The organism is Streptomyces sp. NPDC056486, assembly GCF_042795295.1.
Lineage (GTDB): Bacteria > Actinomycetota > Actinomycetes > Streptomycetales > Streptomycetaceae > Streptomyces.
This window is the reverse complement of sequence record NZ_JBHTSF010000076.1, coordinates 1-17176: the sequence shown is the minus strand read 5'-3', so window position 1 is coordinate 17176 and position 17176 is coordinate 1. Positions and strand designations below refer to the sequence as shown.

General features: G+C 69.5%; 18 protein-coding genes. 9 read left to right on the top strand and 9 right to left on the bottom strand.

Going from position 1 to position 17176, the window contains the following annotated elements:
- Nucleotides 1–65: 65 nt before the first annotated feature.
- The 4 genes from ACFQ7F_RS26705 to ACFQ7F_RS26690 form a co-directional block, all read right to left on the bottom strand.
- Nucleotides 66–1256 carry an NAD(P)/FAD-dependent oxidoreductase gene (locus ACFQ7F_RS26705; RefSeq protein WP_383275020.1) on the bottom strand — a complete coding sequence of 397 codons (1191 nt, stop codon included), beginning with the start codon at nt 1254–1256 and terminating at the stop codon, nt 66–68.
- Complete coding sequence (locus ACFQ7F_RS26700) at nt 1253–1453, bottom strand: ferredoxin (RefSeq protein WP_383275017.1); 201 nt, start codon at nt 1451–1453, stop codon at nt 1253–1255. Before ACFQ7F_RS26700 ends, ACFQ7F_RS26705 begins: the two co-directional genes overlap by 4 nt.
- Nucleotides 1450–2079: a helix-turn-helix domain-containing protein gene (locus ACFQ7F_RS26695; RefSeq protein ID WP_383275097.1), complete on the bottom strand. Its 630-nt coding sequence runs from the start codon at nt 2077–2079 to the stop codon at nt 1450–1452. Before ACFQ7F_RS26695 ends, ACFQ7F_RS26700 begins: the two co-directional genes overlap by 4 nt.
- A 282-nt stretch (nt 2080–2361) precedes the next feature.
- Nucleotides 2362–3378, bottom strand: coding sequence for a LacI family DNA-binding transcriptional regulator (locus ACFQ7F_RS26690; protein ID WP_383275013.1), 1017 nt, complete (start codon nt 3376–3378; stop codon nt 2362–2364).
- A 278-nt stretch (nt 3379–3656) separates the two neighbouring features.
- On the opposite strand from ACFQ7F_RS26690, the gene ACFQ7F_RS26685 reads away from it, so the two are divergent.
- From ACFQ7F_RS26685 to ACFQ7F_RS26655, 7 genes are all read left to right on the top strand, one after another.
- Nucleotides 3657–5024, top strand: coding sequence for an extracellular solute-binding protein (locus ACFQ7F_RS26685; protein WP_383275010.1), 1368 nt, complete (start codon nt 3657–3659; stop codon nt 5022–5024).
- A gap of 88 nt (nt 5025–5112) precedes the next feature.
- On the top strand, nt 5113–6021 hold the full coding sequence (locus ACFQ7F_RS26680) for a carbohydrate ABC transporter permease (protein WP_383275007.1): 909 nt from the start codon (nt 5113–5115) through the stop codon (nt 6019–6021).
- Nucleotides 6022–6023: 2 nt separating this feature from the next.
- Nucleotides 6024–6911, top strand: a complete 888-nt coding sequence (locus tag ACFQ7F_RS26675; protein ID WP_383275004.1) for a carbohydrate ABC transporter permease — start codon at nt 6024–6026, stop codon at nt 6909–6911.
- Nucleotides 6912–6985: 74 nt separating this feature from the next.
- A complete protein-coding gene (locus ACFQ7F_RS26670; protein WP_383275001.1) occupies nt 6986–8506 on the top strand; it encodes an alpha-N-arabinofuranosidase in 1521 nt (506 codons plus the stop codon).
- A gap of 145 nt (nt 8507–8651) precedes the next feature.
- The gene (locus tag ACFQ7F_RS26665) at nt 8652–9851 is read left to right on the top strand and encodes a sialidase family protein (RefSeq protein WP_383274998.1); all 1200 of its coding nucleotides are present in this window, start codon (nt 8652–8654) and stop codon (nt 9849–9851) included.
- Nucleotides 9852–10274: 423 nt separating this feature from the next.
- On the top strand, nt 10275–10691 hold the full coding sequence (locus tag ACFQ7F_RS26660) for a hypothetical protein (RefSeq protein ID WP_383274995.1): 417 nt from the start codon (nt 10275–10277) through the stop codon (nt 10689–10691).
- A gap of 71 nt (nt 10692–10762) precedes the next feature.
- Nucleotides 10763–11278, top strand: coding sequence for a hypothetical protein (locus ACFQ7F_RS26655; protein WP_383274992.1), 516 nt, complete (start codon nt 10763–10765; stop codon nt 11276–11278).
- Nucleotides 11279–11306: 28 nt separating this feature from the next.
- Here the strand turns inward: ACFQ7F_RS26655 and ACFQ7F_RS26650 are convergent, their stop codons facing one another.
- Nucleotides 11307–11945 (bottom strand): hypothetical protein, encoded by a 639-nt coding sequence (locus ACFQ7F_RS26650; protein WP_383274989.1) that lies wholly within the window; start codon nt 11943–11945, stop codon nt 11307–11309.
- 76 nt (nt 11946–12021) lie between these two features.
- Nucleotides 12022–12771 (bottom strand): dienelactone hydrolase family protein, encoded by a 750-nt coding sequence (locus ACFQ7F_RS26645; RefSeq protein ID WP_383274986.1) that lies wholly within the window; start codon nt 12769–12771, stop codon nt 12022–12024.
- Nucleotides 12772–12942: 171 nt separating this feature from the next.
- On the opposite strand from ACFQ7F_RS26645, the gene ACFQ7F_RS26640 reads away from it, so the two are divergent.
- Nucleotides 12943–13371: a flavoprotein gene (locus ACFQ7F_RS26640; protein ID WP_383274983.1), complete on the top strand. Its 429-nt coding sequence runs from the start codon at nt 12943–12945 to the stop codon at nt 13369–13371.
- A gap of 95 nt (nt 13372–13466) precedes the next feature.
- Here the strand turns inward: ACFQ7F_RS26640 and ACFQ7F_RS26635 are convergent, their stop codons facing one another.
- From ACFQ7F_RS26635 to ACFQ7F_RS26625, 3 genes are all read right to left on the bottom strand, one after another.
- A complete protein-coding gene (locus ACFQ7F_RS26635; protein WP_383274980.1) occupies nt 13467–14336 on the bottom strand; it encodes a DUF2382 domain-containing protein in 870 nt (289 codons plus the stop codon).
- A gap of 196 nt (nt 14337–14532) precedes the next feature.
- Nucleotides 14533–15093, bottom strand: a complete 561-nt coding sequence (locus ACFQ7F_RS26630) for a hypothetical protein (RefSeq protein ID WP_383274977.1) — start codon at nt 15091–15093, stop codon at nt 14533–14535.
- Nucleotides 15094–15285: 192 nt separating this feature from the next.
- Nucleotides 15286–16218 carry a YihY/virulence factor BrkB family protein gene (locus ACFQ7F_RS26625; RefSeq protein WP_383274974.1) on the bottom strand — a complete coding sequence of 311 codons (933 nt, stop codon included), beginning with the start codon at nt 16216–16218 and terminating at the stop codon, nt 15286–15288.
- Between the two features lie 341 nt (nt 16219–16559).
- Between ACFQ7F_RS26625 and ACFQ7F_RS26620 the strand changes: the two genes are divergently transcribed.
- On the top strand, nt 16560–17165 hold the full coding sequence (locus tag ACFQ7F_RS26620) for a hypothetical protein (protein WP_383274971.1): 606 nt from the start codon (nt 16560–16562) through the stop codon (nt 17163–17165).
- The last annotated feature ends 11 nt before the right edge of the window (nt 17166–17176 follow it).

Genomic DNA, 17176 nt, shown 5'->3' with positions numbered 1-17176 from the left:
CGGGGAAGGGAGGGCGTGGGGTGGGGCCGCCGCTTTCGGTGAGGGGTGATCCCGCCCCGCTGCCGTCAACGGCTCGGCACGGTGGCGCGCGTGTCCGCGTCGACGAGGACCTGGCGGTGCAGGCGTGCCTGCTTGGGCATGTTCCAGCCGAGTACGGCGGTGGGCCGTCCCGCCAGCGAGTAGCGGGCGGCGAACCGGTGGTCCTGCTCGCTGCCCTCCACGACCGTCACCGTGGCATCGGCGGACGGTGTCCCGTAGACCTGGATCTTCGTGTCGAACTGGTCGGTCCAGAAGTAGGGGACGGGCGCGTAGGTCCGGCAGGCGCCGAGGATGTTCGCGGCGACGACCGCCGTCTGTTCGACCGCGCTCGTCCGGTTCTCCAGGCGCAGTGAAGTACCGAGGGTCTCGTGGTGCCAGCGCGCTACGTCGCCTACGGCGTAAATGCCTTCCGCAGCACGGCAGTTGGCGTCACACATCACCCCGTCGTCAAGGCGCAGGCCACTCCCGGCCAGCCAGGCGGTGGCCGGAGTGCAGCCGATGGCGACCACGACGACGTCAGCGGGCAGCGTCTCGCGGTTCGGCAACAGCACACCGTTGACCCGACCCCGCGAAGACGTCAGACCGGTGACCGCCGTGCCGTTCATGAGACGGACGCCGTTTCGGGTGTGCAACTCCGCCAGCAGACCGGCCACCCGGGGCCCGAGCTGTCCGGCCATCGGCGCCGGCTGCGGCCCGACCAGCGTGACGTCGCGGCCCAACTGCCGGGCCGTTGCCGCGATCTCCGCACCGAGAACGCCGTTTCCGGCGACCACGACCCGTGAGCCGCCCAGCAGATCGTTCCGCAGCGCGACAGCGTCTTCGAGCGTGCGCAGTACGTGCACGCCGCGCAGAGCCTCCTGGCCGGGCAGCGTACGGGCCTGCAGGCCCGTGGCCACGACGACGGCATCGGCGCTCAGAGCGCTCCCGGACGCCGTACGGACCGTGCGCGTCGGTACATCGAGGGCGACGGCCGCGTCGCCGAGCAGGAACTCGGCGTCGAGAGCGTCGAGGACTTCCCGACTGCGCAGTTGTGCCCGCTCGGGTTCCCAGGCGCCGGACAGGACCTGCTTGGACAGCGGGGGACGGTCGTAGGGAAGGCGGGACTCGGCACCCAGCATGGTGATGCGGCCTTGGTAGCCCTGGCGGCGGAGGGCTTCGGCCGTACCGAGACCGGCGGCGGAGGCGCCGACCACCAGGACGTGGCCGGGTGCGTTCACGAGTCTGCGCTGAGGTGGATGGCAGCCGTGGGGCAGACACCGGCTGATTCCCTGACGGCCGCGTGCTGGTCCTCGGGCGGTTCGGTGCTGAGCAGTACCACGATGCCGTCGTCGTCCCGCTGGTCGAACACCTCAGGGGCTATCAGTACGCAGCTTCCGGCACCGCAGCACTTGTCCTCTTCGACGGTGATCTTCATGGTCCGGTGTCCTCCAGATGGTTGTGGGGGGTGCGGGGGGAGGTGACGGGCGCGGTGAGCAGGCCGACGAGCGCGTCGCAGAGTGAATCGGCCGTGCGCCGCCAGGAGTCGTGCAGCGGCACTCTGCCGTCGGCCAGGGCGCGTTCTCGTTCCGCGCAGGCATGGGTCAGCAGGTCACGGGCCATCGCAGCGCGCTCCGCGCGCACTTGCGCCGACAGCATGTGAAGGCATCGTCCGAGGCCGTCCAGGGTCTTTTGCAGATACGGCCTGACGAGCGCCTCGTCGGTGACGATCGCGCGCAGCAGAGGGTCGGTCATGACCTGAACCGCGCAGCGGGCGTGCCAGGAAGGAACGCCGAGCGAGTCCAGATACTCCGGACCCGGGCGCACCAGGCAGTCCACCCAGTCCCGGATGTCCTCGCTGTCGCCGATCTCCTCCAGATACCGCTTCCGGATGAGGTCGGTTGCCTCGCCGTGCCTGGCCATGATGGCGCGCACCAGAACAGCCCTCGAGGCGAAGTGGTAGCTGACGGCGGTGACATTGCCCTGCCCCGCCGCCTCGCCGATCTGGCGGTTCGACACGGCGGACAGGCCCTGCTCGGCGAAGAGCCGCTCCGCGGCCGACATGATCGCCCCGCGGGTCTCCGCCACGCGTTCGGCGCGCAGGCGGGTGAGCGGCTTGGTCTCCTGGCGTCCGGCCACGTGCGGCCTCCACGGTTCGGCAGTGCGTGCTGGCACCAGAAGTCAAACGCACGCCCTTTCATAAGTCAATCAACTGACTTAAAAATGGATCGTGCGCTGTGCGCTGTGGGTTCGTGGGTGAGACGGGCGGTGCGAGGCGTCAGCCTCCGTCGGGGGGGGCGACCGCCCCGAGGGCTCGCCGACCACCTGGGCGTCCCTTCGGCCGTTTCAGCCGGTCGCGCGCGTGCTCTCCCGCACCGTCAGCCCGTACCCCGCGGTCAGCCGTGTGGGCGGTGCCATCGCACCGGCGTCGATCCTGCGCAGCAGCGCGTCGACGGCCAGTTCCGCGATGCCCCGCTTGTCCGGGGCGACGGTGGTCAGGCTCGGCACGCCGTAGCGGGACTCCTCGACGTCGTCGAAGCCGACGACGGCCAGGTCGTGCGGGACGCGCAGGCCGTGCTCGTGCGCCACCCGCAGCGCTCCTGATGCCAGCAGGTCGTTGAAGCAGAACACGGCGTCCGGCGGGTCATCCAGCGTCAGGAGCGCACGCATCGCGGTGGCCCCCTCGGCTCGGGTGAAAGCCCGGGTGTCCGGGGCCAGTTGAGGATCGTGCGGGACGCCCGCCGCATGCAGCGCGGTCAGGTAGCCGTGCATGCGCTGGACCGTCGTGGCATGGGCGGGGCCCGAGGGCTGACCGATGACGGCGACGCGGCGCCTGCCGAGGGACAGGAGGTGGTCGGTGGCCTCGCGCGCGGCCGCCGAGTTGTCGATCAGGACGTGGTCGGCCGGGATCTCGTACGACTGCTCGCCCAGGAGCACCAGCGGTACGCGGCGTTCGCGGGCGGCGAGGACCTGCTCGTCGAGCCGGAGCGGGCTGAGCAGGACGCCGTCGATGAGCGGGTCGCTGAGTCCGCAGGCGATGCGCAGTTCCTCGTCCGCGCTGCCGCCGGTGTCCTCGATGAGCACGGTGCAGCCGCGCTTCTTCGCGGCCGCGATGACCTCGGCGGCCAGTTCGGCGAAATACGGAGCGACGAGTTCGGGGACGGCGAGCGCGATGATGCCGCTGCGGCCGGTGCGCAAGTGGCGTGCCGATGCGTTGGGTTGATAGTCGAGGTCCGCGATGGCGCGCAGGACGCGTTCGCGTGTCCGGTCGGCGACTCTGGTCTCGCCGCGCACGACGTTCGACACCGTCTTGATCGATACCCCGGCGCGCTCCGCTACGTCCTTCAGACGGGTGCCTGCCACGGTGTTTCTCCCTCCCCCGACAGCAGCAGCGTACGTCATGGTTCAACGTTGTAATCGGATGGGGCCGGTGTGGATCCGTCGAGTACGTGAACAGGTAATGCGTCCCTAGGTGTTGACGCCGTATTGCCAGCTGAGTACAACGTTGTAAACACAGCGGGCAACCAGAGGTTTGGTTGTCGTCGCAGCGACATTCCAACGTTGCATTTCGTAGCAGTCTTGTTCGTCCAGTTCGTCAGTCCGTCTTGTTCTCCTTGTTCGCCGTGGAAGGACGCATGCCCATGCGGGACCGCATACCGACCCCGTCGCCGCCCGCCCCGTCCCGCCGCCGTGTGCTGCGCACCGGGCTCGCGATCGGTGCGACCGGCGCCGCCGCGCTCACTGCCGCAGGCTGCGGCAGCACCCTGGCGCAGGGGTTCACCGGCGGCGCGCCCTCGCCGTCGCGGCTGAACTTCTGGAACCCGTTCACCGGCGGCGACGGCGAGCGGATGCTGGCGATGCAGGACGCCTACCGGTCCTCGCACCGCTCGATCGACCTGAAGTCGGCGACGTTCCTGTGGGGCAACCCGTACTACACCAAGCTCACCCTGGCCACGCTCGGCGACCGGCCCCCGCAGGCCGCGGTGATCCACCTGTCGAAGCTGCCCACCCTCGCCGAGGCCGGCCTGCTCAGCGAGCTGCACCCCGAGGACCTGGCCCGGCACGGCCTGACCGAGGACAAGTTCGACGCGCGGCCCTGGCGCAAGTCCCAGTTCAACGGCAAGCCGCACGCCATACCGCTGGACACGCACCCCTTCGTGCTCTACTTCCGCACGGACATCGCCAAGAAGGCCGGACTGCTCGACGGCAAGGGCCAGTTGGCGGACGTCGACGGGCCCGACGCGTTCATCGACGCGCTGCGTGCGGCGAAGGAGGTCACCGGCGCCTGGGGAGGTTCGATCGCCTCGGTGAAGGACGCCTCGATGCAGTTCCGCATCTTCTGGTCGCTCTACCGGCAGATCGGCGGCGGCGACCTCGTCGCCGACCAGGGCAAGCGGGTGGTCATCGACACGGCCGCCGCGGCCGAGGCGCTGGCCTACATCCGCCGCCTCAGCGAGGAGAAGGTGATCCCCGCCAACACCGACGGCAAGGGCGCCATCACGCTGCTGACCACCGGCAAGGCCGGATTCTTGATGGACGGGGTATGGCAGGCGCTCGCGGTCCAGTCGGCGAAGGTGAAGTTCGACATGCGGCCCCTGCCGCGCATCTTCAAGGACGCGCCCTACGCCTGCGCCGCCGACTCGCACGCCCTGGTGCTGCCCAAGGCCCCCTCCGCGAAGGCCCAACGCCTCGATCTGTCCCTGGGGTTCGCCGCGTCGATGCTGCACTCCAGCAAGCTGTGGGCGGAGGGCGGCCATGTGCCGGCCTGGCTGCCGACGCAGCGTTCACGCGCGTACAAAGAACTCGTCCCGCAGTCGCACTACGCCGATGCCGCCGACGGAGCCGTCTACGACCCGGCCGCCTGGTACGGCGGCGCGGGAGGCACCATGCAGACCGTGGTGGGCGACGTGGTGACCACCGTGTTCACCGGCGACGCCAGCCCCACCGCGGGCGCCGCCCGGCTGCGCCGCGAGCTGCAGACCCTGGCCTCGCGCCCCGCTCCCGTATGAGCAGCGCGGCCCGCTGACGACTTCCGCCCAACCCCCCCTCGTTCCACCCTCCCTCGGATCCCGTACGCCTTGACCGAAAGGCCGAACCGTGGCCACGACGACCGCGAACTCCCCGATATCCAGCAGACGCGAACGCTGGGCAGGCCCGGGGATGCTGCTGCCCTTCGCCCTCTTCTATCTGGTGTTCCTGGTGGGGCCGCTGATCTACACCGTGGTCGCCGGGTTCTTCGAGACGAGCCTGCTCAGGAGCGGCCTCGGTGACTTCGCGGGCCTTTCCAACTACAAGGCCGTGCTCGGCGACGCGGAGTTCTGGCGCACCCTGGGCAACACGCTGTGGTTCACGGTCCTGACGACGGTGCCGCTGGTCGTGCTCAGCCTGGTCCTCGCCCTGCTCGCCGACCGGTTCGTGCGCGGCCGCTGGTTCTTCCGCTTCGCGTTCTTCGCGCCGTTCGTGCTGCCGTCCGCAGTCGTCTCGCTGCTCTTCATGTTCATCTACGCCGATCAACTGGGCCTGGCCCAGGAGGCCGTGAAGTGGTTCGGCGTCGACACCCCGCCGTCGTGGCTCGGCGACCCGGACTGGGCGATGATCTCCATCGCGGCGGCCACGGTGTGGTGGACCGTCGGCTTCAACTTCGTGCTCTATCTGGCCGGTCTGCAGGACGTGCCGCGCGAGGTCCACGAGGCGGCCGCCATCGACGGGGCCGGGCCCTGGCAGCGCATCCGTCACGTGGTCGTGCCGATGCTGGGCCGTACGACGACCCTGGTGACGGTGTTGCAGGTCATCGCCTCGCTGAAGGTCTTCGACCAGATCTACATGATGACCAACGGCGGCCCCGACGGCAGCACACGCCCCTCGCTCCAGCTCATCTACGACACCGGGTTCGTCGAGGGCCGCGTGGGCTACGCCTCGACCGTGTCGCTGCTCCTGTTCGTGGTGATCCTGTTCGTCTCCCTCGTCTGGTTCGCCCTCGTACGCCGCGCCGAGAAGGAGAACTGACCATGACCGCGATCGCCACGCGACCGGAGACCGAGCCCCGCGGCACCACCGCACCGCCCGCCCCCCGCCGCGACTCGGAGCGCCTGTTCAACCGGGTGGCCCTCGGCACGCTCATCGCCCTCGCGGTGCTGTGGCTGGTGCCGCTCGCATGGGCGCTCGCCACCTCGGTGCGGCCCGCGCAGGAGGTCGTCACCAACCCGACCGCATGGTTCACCGCGCACCCGACCCTGGAGGCGTACGGGCAGATCTTCGACGCGGGGAAGCTGCCCTACTGGTACGCCAACAGCTTCATCACCTCGATCCTCACCACGGTCCTCACGGTGATCATGGCGTCCCTCGCCGCGTTCGCCCTGTCGCAGACCCGGTTCCGGGCGCGCCGGGCCGCGTTCGTGATGCTGCTCGCCGGCATCATGATCCCGGGCCAGGTCCTGATGATCCCGCAGTTCCTCGCGCTCCAGTCGGCGGGCCTGCTGAACACCTACTGGGGTGTGGTCCTGCCGCAAGTCCCCAATGTCGTCGCCGTGTTCGTCTTCAAGCAGTTCTTCGACGGGATACCGCGGGAGCTGATCGACGCGGCGCGCGCGGACGGCGCGGGCTGGCTGCGCACCTACTGGCAGATCGTGATGCCGATCTCCCGCCCGGCCGTCTCCGCGGTCACGATCTTCGTGTTCGTCGGCGTCTGGAACAACTTCCTGTGGCCCCTGCTCGTGGTGACCGACCCGGAGATGATGACGCTGCCCGTCGGACTGACCTCCGTCCAGGACGTGTTCGGCGTGCCCTACGCCCAGCTCATGGCCTCCGCCGTACTCGGCGCCATCCCGCTGCTCGCCGTCTTCGCGCTGTTCCAGCGCCGCATCGTCGAGGGCATCGCCGGTACCGGCCTGAAGTAGCCCACCCTCGGCCCGAGAAGAAACCCACCCACTGCCCGACCCGAAAACCGCACCACAGAGAGAGGCACCACACCATGCCGCACACCGCACGGTTCGTCATCGACCCCGAGTTCAGCGTCGGCGACGTCGACCCGCGCCTGTACGGAACCTTCGTCGAGCACATGGGACGCTGCGTCTACACCGGCATCCACGACCCCGAGCACCCCACCGCCGACGCCGACGGATTCCGCGGAGACGTCGCGGAGCTCGTCCGCGAACTGGGCACCGGCCTCGTGCGCTACCCCGGCGGCAACTTCGTCTCCGGCTACCACTGGGAGGACGGCGTCGGTCCTGTCGCCGATCGCCCGCGCAGGCTCGACCTGGCCTGGCGCTCCATCGAGACCAACCGCGTCGGTACCAACGAATTCCTCGGCTGGGCACGCCAGTTGGGCCTCGACCCGATGATGGCCGTGAACCTGGGGACGCGCGGCATCGACGCCGCCCGCGCCCTGGTCGAGTACTGCAACCACCCGGGCGGCACGGCCTGGTCGGACCTGCGCATCAAGCACGGCGTGACCGACCCGCACGGCGTGAAGCTGTGGTGCCTGGGCAACGAGATGGACGGGCCGTGGCAGACGGGCCACAAGTCGGCCACCGAGTACGGGCGGCTCGCGGCCGAGGCGGGCAAGGCGATGCGCCAGGTCGACCCCTCCATCGAGCTCGTCGCGTGCGGCAGCTCCAACTCGCGGATGCCGACGTTCGGCACCTGGGAGCGTGAGGTCCTCGAGCAGACCTACGACGAGGTCGACTACCTCTCCCTGCACGCCTATTACGAGGAGTTCGACGGCGACCGCGCCAGCTTCCTCGCCTCGGGCGCACACATGGACCAGTACATCCGCGACGTGGTGTCGACCGCCGATCACGTACGGGCGGCGCGCGGAGCCAAGAAGCACATCAAGCTCTCCTTCGACGAGTGGAACGTCTGGTACGCCGCCCGCTTCGTCGGCGAGCGCAACCTGGAGACCGCCGAGACGCCCCGCCTCATCGAGGACACGTACAGCGTGACCGACGCCGCCGTGGTCGGCTCGCTGCTCATCACGCTCCTTCGCAACGCCGACCGGGTGGCCATCGCCTGCCTCGCCCAGCTGGTCAACGTCATCGCGCCCATCCGCACCGAGCCCGGCGGCGCCAGCTGGCGCCAGACCATCTTCCACCCCTTCGCCCAGGCGGCCCGATACGCCACCGGACGCGTTCTGCGCACCGACGCCACCGGGCCCCGCATCGACACACCTCAGTACGGCGATGTGTCCACCCTCGACACCGTGGTGACGCACGACGAGGAGAGCGGCGCGCTCACCGTCCTGGCCGTCAACCGTGACCAGGAGCAGCCGTTGCGACTCGAGGCCGCGCTGCGCGGGGGCGCCGCCGGATACCGCGTCGTGGAGCACTTGGTCCTCGCCGACCAGGACCCCGACGCGGTCAACACCGAGGCGGAGCCGGACCGGGTGGTGCCGCGTCGCGCGTCCGGGACGCACATCACCGCCGAGGGCTCACTTGCGGCCGAGCTGCCGCCGGTCTCCTGGAACGTCATCCGTCTCGCACCTCAAGGCGACTGACGACGACTGACGACGACTGACGACGACTGACGACGACTGACGACGACTGAGGACGACTGAGGACGACCGACACCCGTAGTTCGAACTGTTCCGTCCCACACGTCCCACGCCCCTTGCACACCCACCGCAAAGTCAGGAGAGGCCCATGTCAGCGCACGATCCCGCACGACCACGTCTCCTCCGTCCCACCGTCCTGTTCCCCGTGCTGCTCGCCTTTTTGGCGGCGCTGTTCGTCTCGCAGTCGGGGTCGTCGGCCGACGCCGCGACCGGCACCCTGCTGCGCGACGGCACCGGCCTGTACCCGCGCGCCGTCAGACTTGCCCACAGCGGCGACGCCAACGGCCGGATCCTGGCCTCCGTGGTCACGTTCTCCGGGAACAACGGGCTCGGCGCCATTCACGAGAGTACGGACGGGGGCGGGTCGTTCCGTGAAGTCGGAACAGTGCGCGACCCGGAGGCCGCGGGCGGGCAGGGTCTTTGCTGCTCGACGCTGTACGAACTCCCGCGGCGCATAGGCAACATGCCCGCGGGGACGCTGTTGTGGGCCGCCTCCGTAGGCCAGGACGAGGCGAACCGGCGGATGGCCCTGCGGGTCTTCAAGAGCAATGACGTGGGCCGCAGCTGGAGCTATCTGTCCACCATCGCCACGGCGTCGAACACCAAGGGGCTGTGGGAGCCGGAGTTCTCCGTCGACGCATCCGGGCAACTCGTCGCGCACTACTCCGACGAGACCGACGCCGCGCACAGCCAGAAACTGGTGGCCGCCCGCACCGCGAACGGGGTGAAGTGGAACGGGCACCACGACACCGTCGCCAGCACGCTCGCCTCGGACCGGCCGGGCATGGCGGTGGTCCGCAAGATGGGCGACGGGACCTACTTCATGTCGTTCGAGATCTGCGCCGCCGCGGGCCAGTTCCAGTGCGTCGTGCACTACCGGACCTCGTCCGACGGCTGGAACTGGGGCGCCGTCACCTCCCTGGGTATCCGCCCGGAGACCGCAGACGGCAAGTACTTCAAGCACGCGCCGAACATGGCGTGGGCGCCTGAAGCGGGTAACCCCAAGGGCAGGCTCTTCCTCGTCGGCCAGGTCATGTACAACCGCGACGGCAGTAAGGCGGCAGGGAGCGGACGCACCGTCTGGGTCAACAGCGCGGGCGGCGCGGGCAAGTGGCGGGAGATCCCCGCGCCGGTCGCCGTCGAGTCGACGACCGTCGACTACTGCCCCAACTACAGTTCCAGCCTGCTGCCGTCGGCCGACGGCAACAGGCTCCTGGAAATCGCCACGGACTGGTCCGGCTCGGTGTGCAAGCCGTACTTCGCCACCGGGTCCGTGCCCGCGGCCTGAGCGGCGGTTCTGAGCGAGAGATGCCGGCCGGGGTGCCACCCCGGCCGGCATCGGCGTCTATGGCGCTGTCGCGTTGCCGCCGAAGGTGACCACGAGGTGCCCGTCCGCCGCGTAGGAGGTTCCTGTTGTACGTGAACCCGTGCTTGCCGTTGTTGTGGGCGATGTTGCGCCGGTTGACGTGGTTGACCTTGATGCCCTCGCCGCCGACCTTGTAGCCGTTGCGGTCGCCGTTGCCGACCTGGGAGCCGTCGCTGAGGGTGCCGTTGCCGGCCATTAAGCCGAGGCACGTGCCAATGGTCATGTGCATGATGCTGATTCGCGGGCACGAACGAGTGGTGCTCCCTGGTTGCTGACTGCAGCCACATGGGGGAGCCCGCAGCGAGCCTTCGTCGCCCTGGCGTCAGTAGCCGCTACCGAGAGATCATGACCTACGACCCCCTCGACGAGATGTTCCGGCGGATCGACCTGACGCAGGCCATGGAAGCGCAATTCGGCACCAGTCGAACGTGGTCGCTGCACCTTCGCGCCGCCCACGCCCAGCTCGAGCAACTGCGCAGACTGCTGGGTGACACCCACTACGAGACGTTCACTGTGAGCGCCGTCGAAGCCGTCCGACGTCGCGCGGAGAGCCAGGATCCCAGAGACCTCCACGGCCAGTACCTCGGTCGAGAGCTGATCAGGCAAGAACAGACCTTCGGCGAGGACGCGGCACAAGTCGCATGGGGAATCGCCTTCGGGCTCTCCGTCCTCCTCGACGACGAGCAGTACGAGAAGGTCATCACTGCCGCGGCAGCGGCGTGCCGGAACAGCGTCGCCGGCCTCTCGGAGACCGGCGCCTGAGCCGAACCGTCAACACCTCGCGGCCCCCAGGGCTACTGGCGCTACGCCGGGTCGATCAACACAATGGGCGCATGACCAAGCCTGCATCCGCGCCGAACGCAGAGCAGTTTCAGGCTGTCGCCGAGGCACTCAGACGGGCGATGGTGCCTGCCGTGCAGCGGCAGGGGTCCGATTCCGAGGCCGAGTACGAATCCAACCCGACGCCGCTCACCGCCGACCTCCCCTCCTGCCACTGCCCGTGCGGCACTCACCCCGAGTTCCCCGGAACATGCAGCGGCTACGCCGAACCAGGTCTCACCGTCGTCGTCAACGCGCCCACCACCGGCCCGCAGCATGTGCCGTTGTGCCGCAACTGCCACGACATCCGCATGGGCCTCGCCCCCCAAGGCGACTCCGACGTGGAAGCGGTCACCGACACCTGCACCTGCCACTGCCAGGCCAACCACCCCGGCCGCACCGGCATCTGCGAAGCCGCATCCGACGACGGGACGACGATCGACGGTGAACCGGCCTGCCTCGAATGTGCGGGCGCCGCCAGGCGCGGTTCGCCGGACGGTCAGGTTCTGCCGGGCAGTGCAGGGCTCTGACCTTGTCGGCGAGCCACCGCGGTGGGCATCAACCGATGGCCGACCGCCCGATCGCGTACTGCGCGGCGACCGCTGTAAGCACCGCGTCGGCCAGTTCCTCGGGTGACCGGCAGTCGCTCTTCACGTCGATGTGATCCAAGCCCGTTCTGTCGACGTCATCCCGCATGAGCGCCTGGTAGCGCAGGGTGCGAGCCAGGAACTGATCGATCAGGTGCCGTTCCTCGGTGGTGACTTCGTTGTAGCGGCTGCCCTCGTGCATACGGGCGCGGATTACCGCGTCCTCCGCGGTCAGCCACACGGCGGCCGCGTGAGGGGCTCTCAGCCTGGCGACGCGGTCCGGCCAGAGCGCCGACCCCTCCAGGACGAGGCCCGCTCCGGCACGGTGCCCGGCCGCGCCATCCGTGATCAGTTCCTGGATGCGGGGCCACAGCCGCTCGTAGTGATCCAGTACAGACGAGATCAGCTCGTCCACCGGCAGGGATCCGTAGTGTTCGGCGACGTGCGCGGGCACTTCCCGGTCCGGCGTCCGCCAGGGCCGCCCCGGGTGCCGCGCCAGGCCGTCGGTCGACAGGCACGCGAACCCCAGTCTGTCCGCCACCACTTGGGCGACGGTCGACTTCCCCACATGCGACGTCCCCCCGATCAACACCACCCGCACACCGCGCATGTCGGCGACTTTACTGAGTGTCGCGGGATGCTGCCGCTGGACTTCGGCCCGGATACCGGGCCGAAGCCTCAGCGCCTCACTTGGTGACGAGGGTGCGGTCGAGGAGGGGGAGCAGGCGGTCCCAGTGACGTTGCAGTGCGGAGGGGTTGAAGGCGTCGGTGTCGGACATGGTGAAGCCGTGGATGGTGCCGGGGTAGATCTCGATGGAGTGGCCGACACCCGCGGCATCCAGAGCCTGGTCGAGCTCACTGATGGCTTCGGGCGTCAGGTCGCCCTCGGCCAGGCCGAGATGGACCTGTGCGGTGAGCTTCGGGACCAGGCGGTGCGGGCTGTCGGGCGCGTCGGTGACCAGGAAACCGGGGTGGAATCCGGCGACGGCGGCCACCTGGTCCGGGTGGGCCGTCGCTGTGCGCATCGCCAGGGCGGCGCCCAGGCAGTAGCCGATCACGCCGACCGGCCCGGCGCTGACCTCGGGCTGGGAGGTGAGGAACCTGAGGTAGGCGTCGGCGTCGCGCAGGACGCGTTCGGCGGTGTGCGCCTCGACCAGGGGCATCAGCTGGGCGAAGACCGCGGCCCGGATCTCTTCTCCGATGTGCTCGGGGAGTTCGATCACCGGTGCGGGGCCGTGCCGGTAGTAGAGGTTGGGGACGAGCACGTAGTAACCGTGCTCGGCCAGTTCGCGGGCCTTCTCCTCCAACTCGGGCCGCACGCCGAAGGCGTCGGGGTACAGCAGCACCCCCGGGTGCCGCTCGCCACGGTCGGGGAAGGCGGCGAAGGCGTCGGCCTGACCGTCCGTGGTGGGAATCTGCAGTGACTTGGTGGGCAAGTTGTTCCTCCTTGGGCTGATGCCAGTGCACAGCCCTACCGGGGTTGAGGTCAATCAAAGATCAACGCGGCACGCGTGGCGTATGCCGTGACGCCCGCCGCTCTACGCTCTCTGCACCGCACCGCACCGCACCGCACTGTCCCCTCGCACGCCCAGCCCAGGAGTGCCCGCGTGACCGACCAGTCGGCCAAGCCCTTCTTGTACGTCGTCGTCTGTGCGGCCGGGACAGCCGACGGCGTCGGTAAGTTGATCACTGCGGCGCAGGAGCGGAACTGGGACGTCGGCGTGATCGCCACCCCGCAGGGACGCGGCTTCATCGACGAGCAGGCCGTCGAGGCCCAGACCGGCCGCCCGATCCGATCGGCCTGGCGCACTCCCGACGACCCCCGCCCCTTCCCGTCGGCGGACGCGATCGTGGTGGCTCCGGCCACCTTCAACACCATCAACAAGTGGGCGGCGGGCATCGCCGACCGCCTGCGTGCGATGGGCGTGCTGCTCGGCGACTACGAACCCCACCGCCCCACGTCCGGAGACGACGCACCCTTCCGCTGGGAGGAAGCCCTGGAACTCCTCACCCCCGGGCCGCCTGCGCGGGCGTGACCAGCCGCACGCGAACGCCGAGGGAGGGAGCACTCTCGCCGAGTGCTCCCTCCCTCCACCGTCAGTTGCCCTCGCTCAGGGCACCCTGAGAGGTGTCAGTGACGCGGGCCCTGCTTCCGGTCGCGCATGCCCTCGCCCTTGGCGCCGCGCTCGCCCTTGGCGTCGTCGAACTCGATCTGCTCCTTGCGCACGGTGTCGGAGACCTCCTGGGTCTCGGTGACCTTCTCGGTCTCCAGGCGGACACGCTCGACCGGCACGGACTCCTTGCTGACCACAGCCCTCTCGGCGTGCAGGGTCACCTCGGTCTGCTCCTCGCCGATGTTGGCACGCGTGCTGCGGTCGCCCTCGCGGATGGGCTCACGTACGACGCGAACCTCCTCGTGGGAGATGGGGACGGAGGTCTTCACTTCTTCGCTGACGACGACCTTGCGCAGTCGGGCGTGCCCGACCTCCTGCTCTTCGGTACCGACATGCAGTTGCTCCTCGGAGCGGATCATGTCGCCCTTGTGGTCGTCGCGCGCACCGGAGCGGCTCGCCATCTCACGCTCGCCGGCGCCCATGCCCATGCCGGCACCGGCTCCTGCCATGCCTGCCCGGTCGCGACCACCAGTCGCCGGCTTACGGGACTGCTGTGTGCCACCGGGACGGGTGAGGCCATAGTGGGCGTAGAGGTCCTGCTCCTGGTCGGGCTCGAGGTGCTGGTCGGCGTCCACGCGCGGGGCCTCCTTGACGGCCTCCTTCGTGGCCGCCACATGCAGCTCGTCCTGCTGGCGGCGGGCTCCGGAGAGCGGCACGAAGCTCTGCTTCATGCCGAAGAGACCGGTCTTGACGGTCACCCACTCGGGACGCCCAGTTCGGTCGTCGAGATACACCTGCTCGACGCTGCCGATCTTCTCGCCGGTCCGGTCGTAGGCCGTAAGGCCCGCGAGCCCATCGGCGCTGGTGAAGGCCTCGCCCTGAGTCATGGGTGATCACTCCCTCGCAGCGCGCGACGGGCAGAATCGAATCTCGCCACGGACGTCGCACGCGTCCCCTCCATCGCGCGCCCCACCGGTGCGTGACGCAACCAGGAGAGTCACTGAGCGTGCGCGGATGGCTCGACGGGAGCCCTTCGGCTGGCTGTTTGCGGCGATCGGGCCGATCTGGTCCCCCATCCCCTCCTTAGCCCATTCGAGTGAGGGAGCGGCTGGGGGAGCAGGGGGCGGCGGCTATGGGGAGCGCCGACCCCACTCGGAGGGTTCCTGCCCCCGCCGGGAGGGCCGCCCGCATCAGGACCTGTTCCGTTTCGGACGGGAAGAAGCCGGTGATCCCCTGCATCAGGCACAGTGCCGTGGTCACGCGCTGGGGGAGTGGCCGCGGCAGTCCGGCCGGAGTGAGGTCCGGCCCGCACGGCTGGGTCCGTGCCCGGTCCAGTTCGTCCTCGGCGTCCTGGACCTCACCGTTACGGATGTGGACGAGAGCGCGCCGGACACTGCCTGACGCCTGCTCCGAGACGCTCAGGAGCGCGGTGATGCCAGATGCGGTGATGCCAGATGCGGTGGTGCCGGGTGCGGTGGCACCGGACGTGGCGATGCCGGATGCGGCAGGTTCGGCGGCCGACCGGGTCATGGCCGTCGCGGATCCGGTGAGGGCACACTCGCGGGCAGCCAGCCGGAGATGGGTGCTTGCCTGGTCCAGGATTTTGACGATCGCACGCAACCGTCCCGTGTCGAACGAGGCCATGGGATGACTCCTCTTCGATGCCGCGTGGCGATGAACACGCGCACGAGTAATTTGTCCTTCAGGCGTATCACCGGTACGTGCCCGCCCCGAACCCCTGCGGGGGGAGCGCACGCGGCGCGCAGGGAAGGGTGCACGCGGGCACATGGGCCCGGATTTCCGCCTGGGGGCGCACGGTTCGGCCCCCCGTGCGGGTCACTGCACGGCCGGGGCGCGGGCCATCTCCACCGTGAACTGGGCTCCCGCGAGGAGTGCCAGGTTGGACACCCAGAGCCACACGAGGAAGACGACCACGCCCGCCAGCGAGCCGTAAAGCTTGCCGTAGGTGCCGAACCCCGATGCGTACAAGGTGAACAGACCCGAGGACAGGAGCCACAGCAGCGCGGCAAGCAATCCGCCGGGCAGGCTGCGGCGCCAACCGCGCTCCGAGGGCGGCGCGTTACGGAAGAGCACGAGGACGAGCAGGACCACCAGGCAGACCAGAGCGGGCCATTTCATGACACTCCACACGGTCTGCCCGGCGTCGCCGACACCGGCGCGCCGTCCCACAGCCTGGACGAGCGATCCACTCAGTACGAGCACCAGCGCACTGGCGGCAAGGAGCGCGAGCAGCGCGACGGCGGTCATGAGCACGCGGTGCGCCTTGCGCCACGCGGGCCGCGTGTCCTTCACGCCGTGCATCGAGTGCAGCGCCCGCCGGAAGACGGCCGCGTAACTGGAGGCGGACCACAGCGCGCTGACCCCGCCGGCGACCACGACCGTCACGGCGGCGGAACGCGCACCGGCCATCTCGGTGAGCGCCTCGTTCAAGGCGCTGCCCGCCTGCGCGGGCGCCCAGTCCGTTACCTCCGCGATGAGCGTCTGCGTCGTGCCGGGACTGACGAGGCTGATCAGGCTGACCGTGACCAGGAGGGCGGGCAGCAGGGCGAGGATCGCGTAGTACGTCAACGCCGCGGCCCAGTCCGACACGTCGTCGTTCCACATCGACACCGGCGTGCGGCGCAGTGCGGCACCCCGCCGCGCCCACAGGGAAGGGGCCTCGGCCCGTCCCGTAGAGGCGGGAAGTACGCCGGACGCGTCCGCGACGTCGGCGGACGCCGCACGCGCAGGTGTCGCGGAACTGTCCATGGGGTTACTCCTCGTTGTCTCTTGCGGACGGCGCACTGCGCCGCCTGCCCGGCTCGACCCCTTGGACACGTGTCGCGCGGGTCCGTCACGCGGAAGCGGGCGGAAAGTAATCTTCCCCTTCCCGCCACGCGCAGGTGGCAGCGGGTGCCGGCGGGTTCCAGCGGGCCCGTGCACGTGAACACGCGTGCGGACGTTGCCGTTCCGTCACATAGCGGACAGAGCTGTGACGTGGGCGGGGACAACGGGTGCGGGGTGTCGCGGGTCGTACGAGGCGTGGGAATCAGGCGGCAGGACCGACGTCGTCGCCTAACTGACCTTTCGAAAACGGGGAGTTGACGATCATGAGCGTTCGTATGAGCCGAGGGCTGTGTGCACTGGGAGCCGCGGTGGCAGTGGCGGGTGTGGTGGCCGGTACGGGTCCGGCGGCCGCCGCTGACTCGCCCCGGTTCCTGGCTCCGGCCGAACTGCCGCCGCATGCTACGTCGGCCTGGACCGCGGGGCCGGTGACCGCCGGGCAGCCCGACCCGCTGCCGATGTGTGTGGGGGAGGCCCTGCCGTCGATCTCCGTCCACCGTGCCTACCGCACGGACCTCGACACCGGCGCCCTCCAGGTGACGGTCGTCGAGCGCAGTGAGCAGCGCGCCAAGGACTTCGCAGCCCTGCTGCGCAAGGACCTCGACGGCTGCGCGAAGAAGCTGATGCAGCAGGATCCCGAGATCACCGCGACGCAGAAGTACTACGGAAAGCTGAACGTCGAGGAAGGCGCTCATGTCTACGGCGTCCACACCGAGGCCACGTGGGGAGCCTCCGACATCAATATGTTCTCGGTCGGCCGGGACGGCACCACGGTGACGCTCGTCCAGTGGGGGCAGATGGGCAACTTCGCCCACGCGCAGGTGGCCGACTTCAAGACAACGACCGTCAAGGCGGTCAACAAGCTGTACTGACGAAACAGGAG

What these genes read in the sequence shown, in the direction of transcription:
- ACFQ7F_RS26660 (WP_383274995.1), top strand. Translation starts at nt 10,275, where the DNA reads ATGACCTACGACCCCCTCGACGAGATGTTCCGGCGGATCGACCTGACG.
- ACFQ7F_RS26700 (WP_383275017.1), bottom strand. Translation starts at nt 1,453, where the DNA reads ATGAAGATCACCGTCGAAGAGGACAAGTGCTGCGGTGCCGGAAGCTGC.
- ACFQ7F_RS26635 (WP_383274980.1), bottom strand. Translation starts at nt 14,336, where the DNA reads ATGACTCAGGGCGAGGCCTTCACCAGCGCCGATGGGCTCGCGGGCCTT.
- ACFQ7F_RS26630 (WP_383274977.1), bottom strand. Translation starts at nt 15,093, where the DNA reads ATGGCCTCGTTCGACACGGGACGGTTGCGTGCGATCGTCAAAATCCTG.
- ACFQ7F_RS26655 (WP_383274992.1), top strand. Translation starts at nt 10,763, where the DNA reads ATGACCAAGCCTGCATCCGCGCCGAACGCAGAGCAGTTTCAGGCTGTC.
- ACFQ7F_RS26620 (WP_383274971.1), top strand. Translation starts at nt 16,560, where the DNA reads ATGAGCGTTCGTATGAGCCGAGGGCTGTGTGCACTGGGAGCCGCGGTG.
- ACFQ7F_RS26695 (WP_383275097.1), bottom strand. Translation starts at nt 2,079, where the DNA reads ATGTCGGCCGCGGAGCGGCTCTTCGCCGAGCAGGGCCTGTCCGCCGTG.
- ACFQ7F_RS26670 (WP_383275001.1), top strand. Translation starts at nt 6,986, where the DNA reads ATGCCGCACACCGCACGGTTCGTCATCGACCCCGAGTTCAGCGTCGGC.
- ACFQ7F_RS26650 (WP_383274989.1), bottom strand. Translation starts at nt 11,945, where the DNA reads ATGCGCGGTGTGCGGGTGGTGTTGATCGGGGGGACGTCGCATGTGGGG.
- ACFQ7F_RS26685 (WP_383275010.1), top strand. Translation starts at nt 3,657, where the DNA reads ATGCGGGACCGCATACCGACCCCGTCGCCGCCCGCCCCGTCCCGCCGC.
- ACFQ7F_RS26675 (WP_383275004.1), top strand. Translation starts at nt 6,024, where the DNA reads ATGACCGCGATCGCCACGCGACCGGAGACCGAGCCCCGCGGCACCACC.
- ACFQ7F_RS26625 (WP_383274974.1), bottom strand. Translation starts at nt 16,218, where the DNA reads ATGGACAGTTCCGCGACACCTGCGCGTGCGGCGTCCGCCGACGTCGCG.
- ACFQ7F_RS26665 (WP_383274998.1), top strand. Translation starts at nt 8,652, where the DNA reads ATGTCAGCGCACGATCCCGCACGACCACGTCTCCTCCGTCCCACCGTC.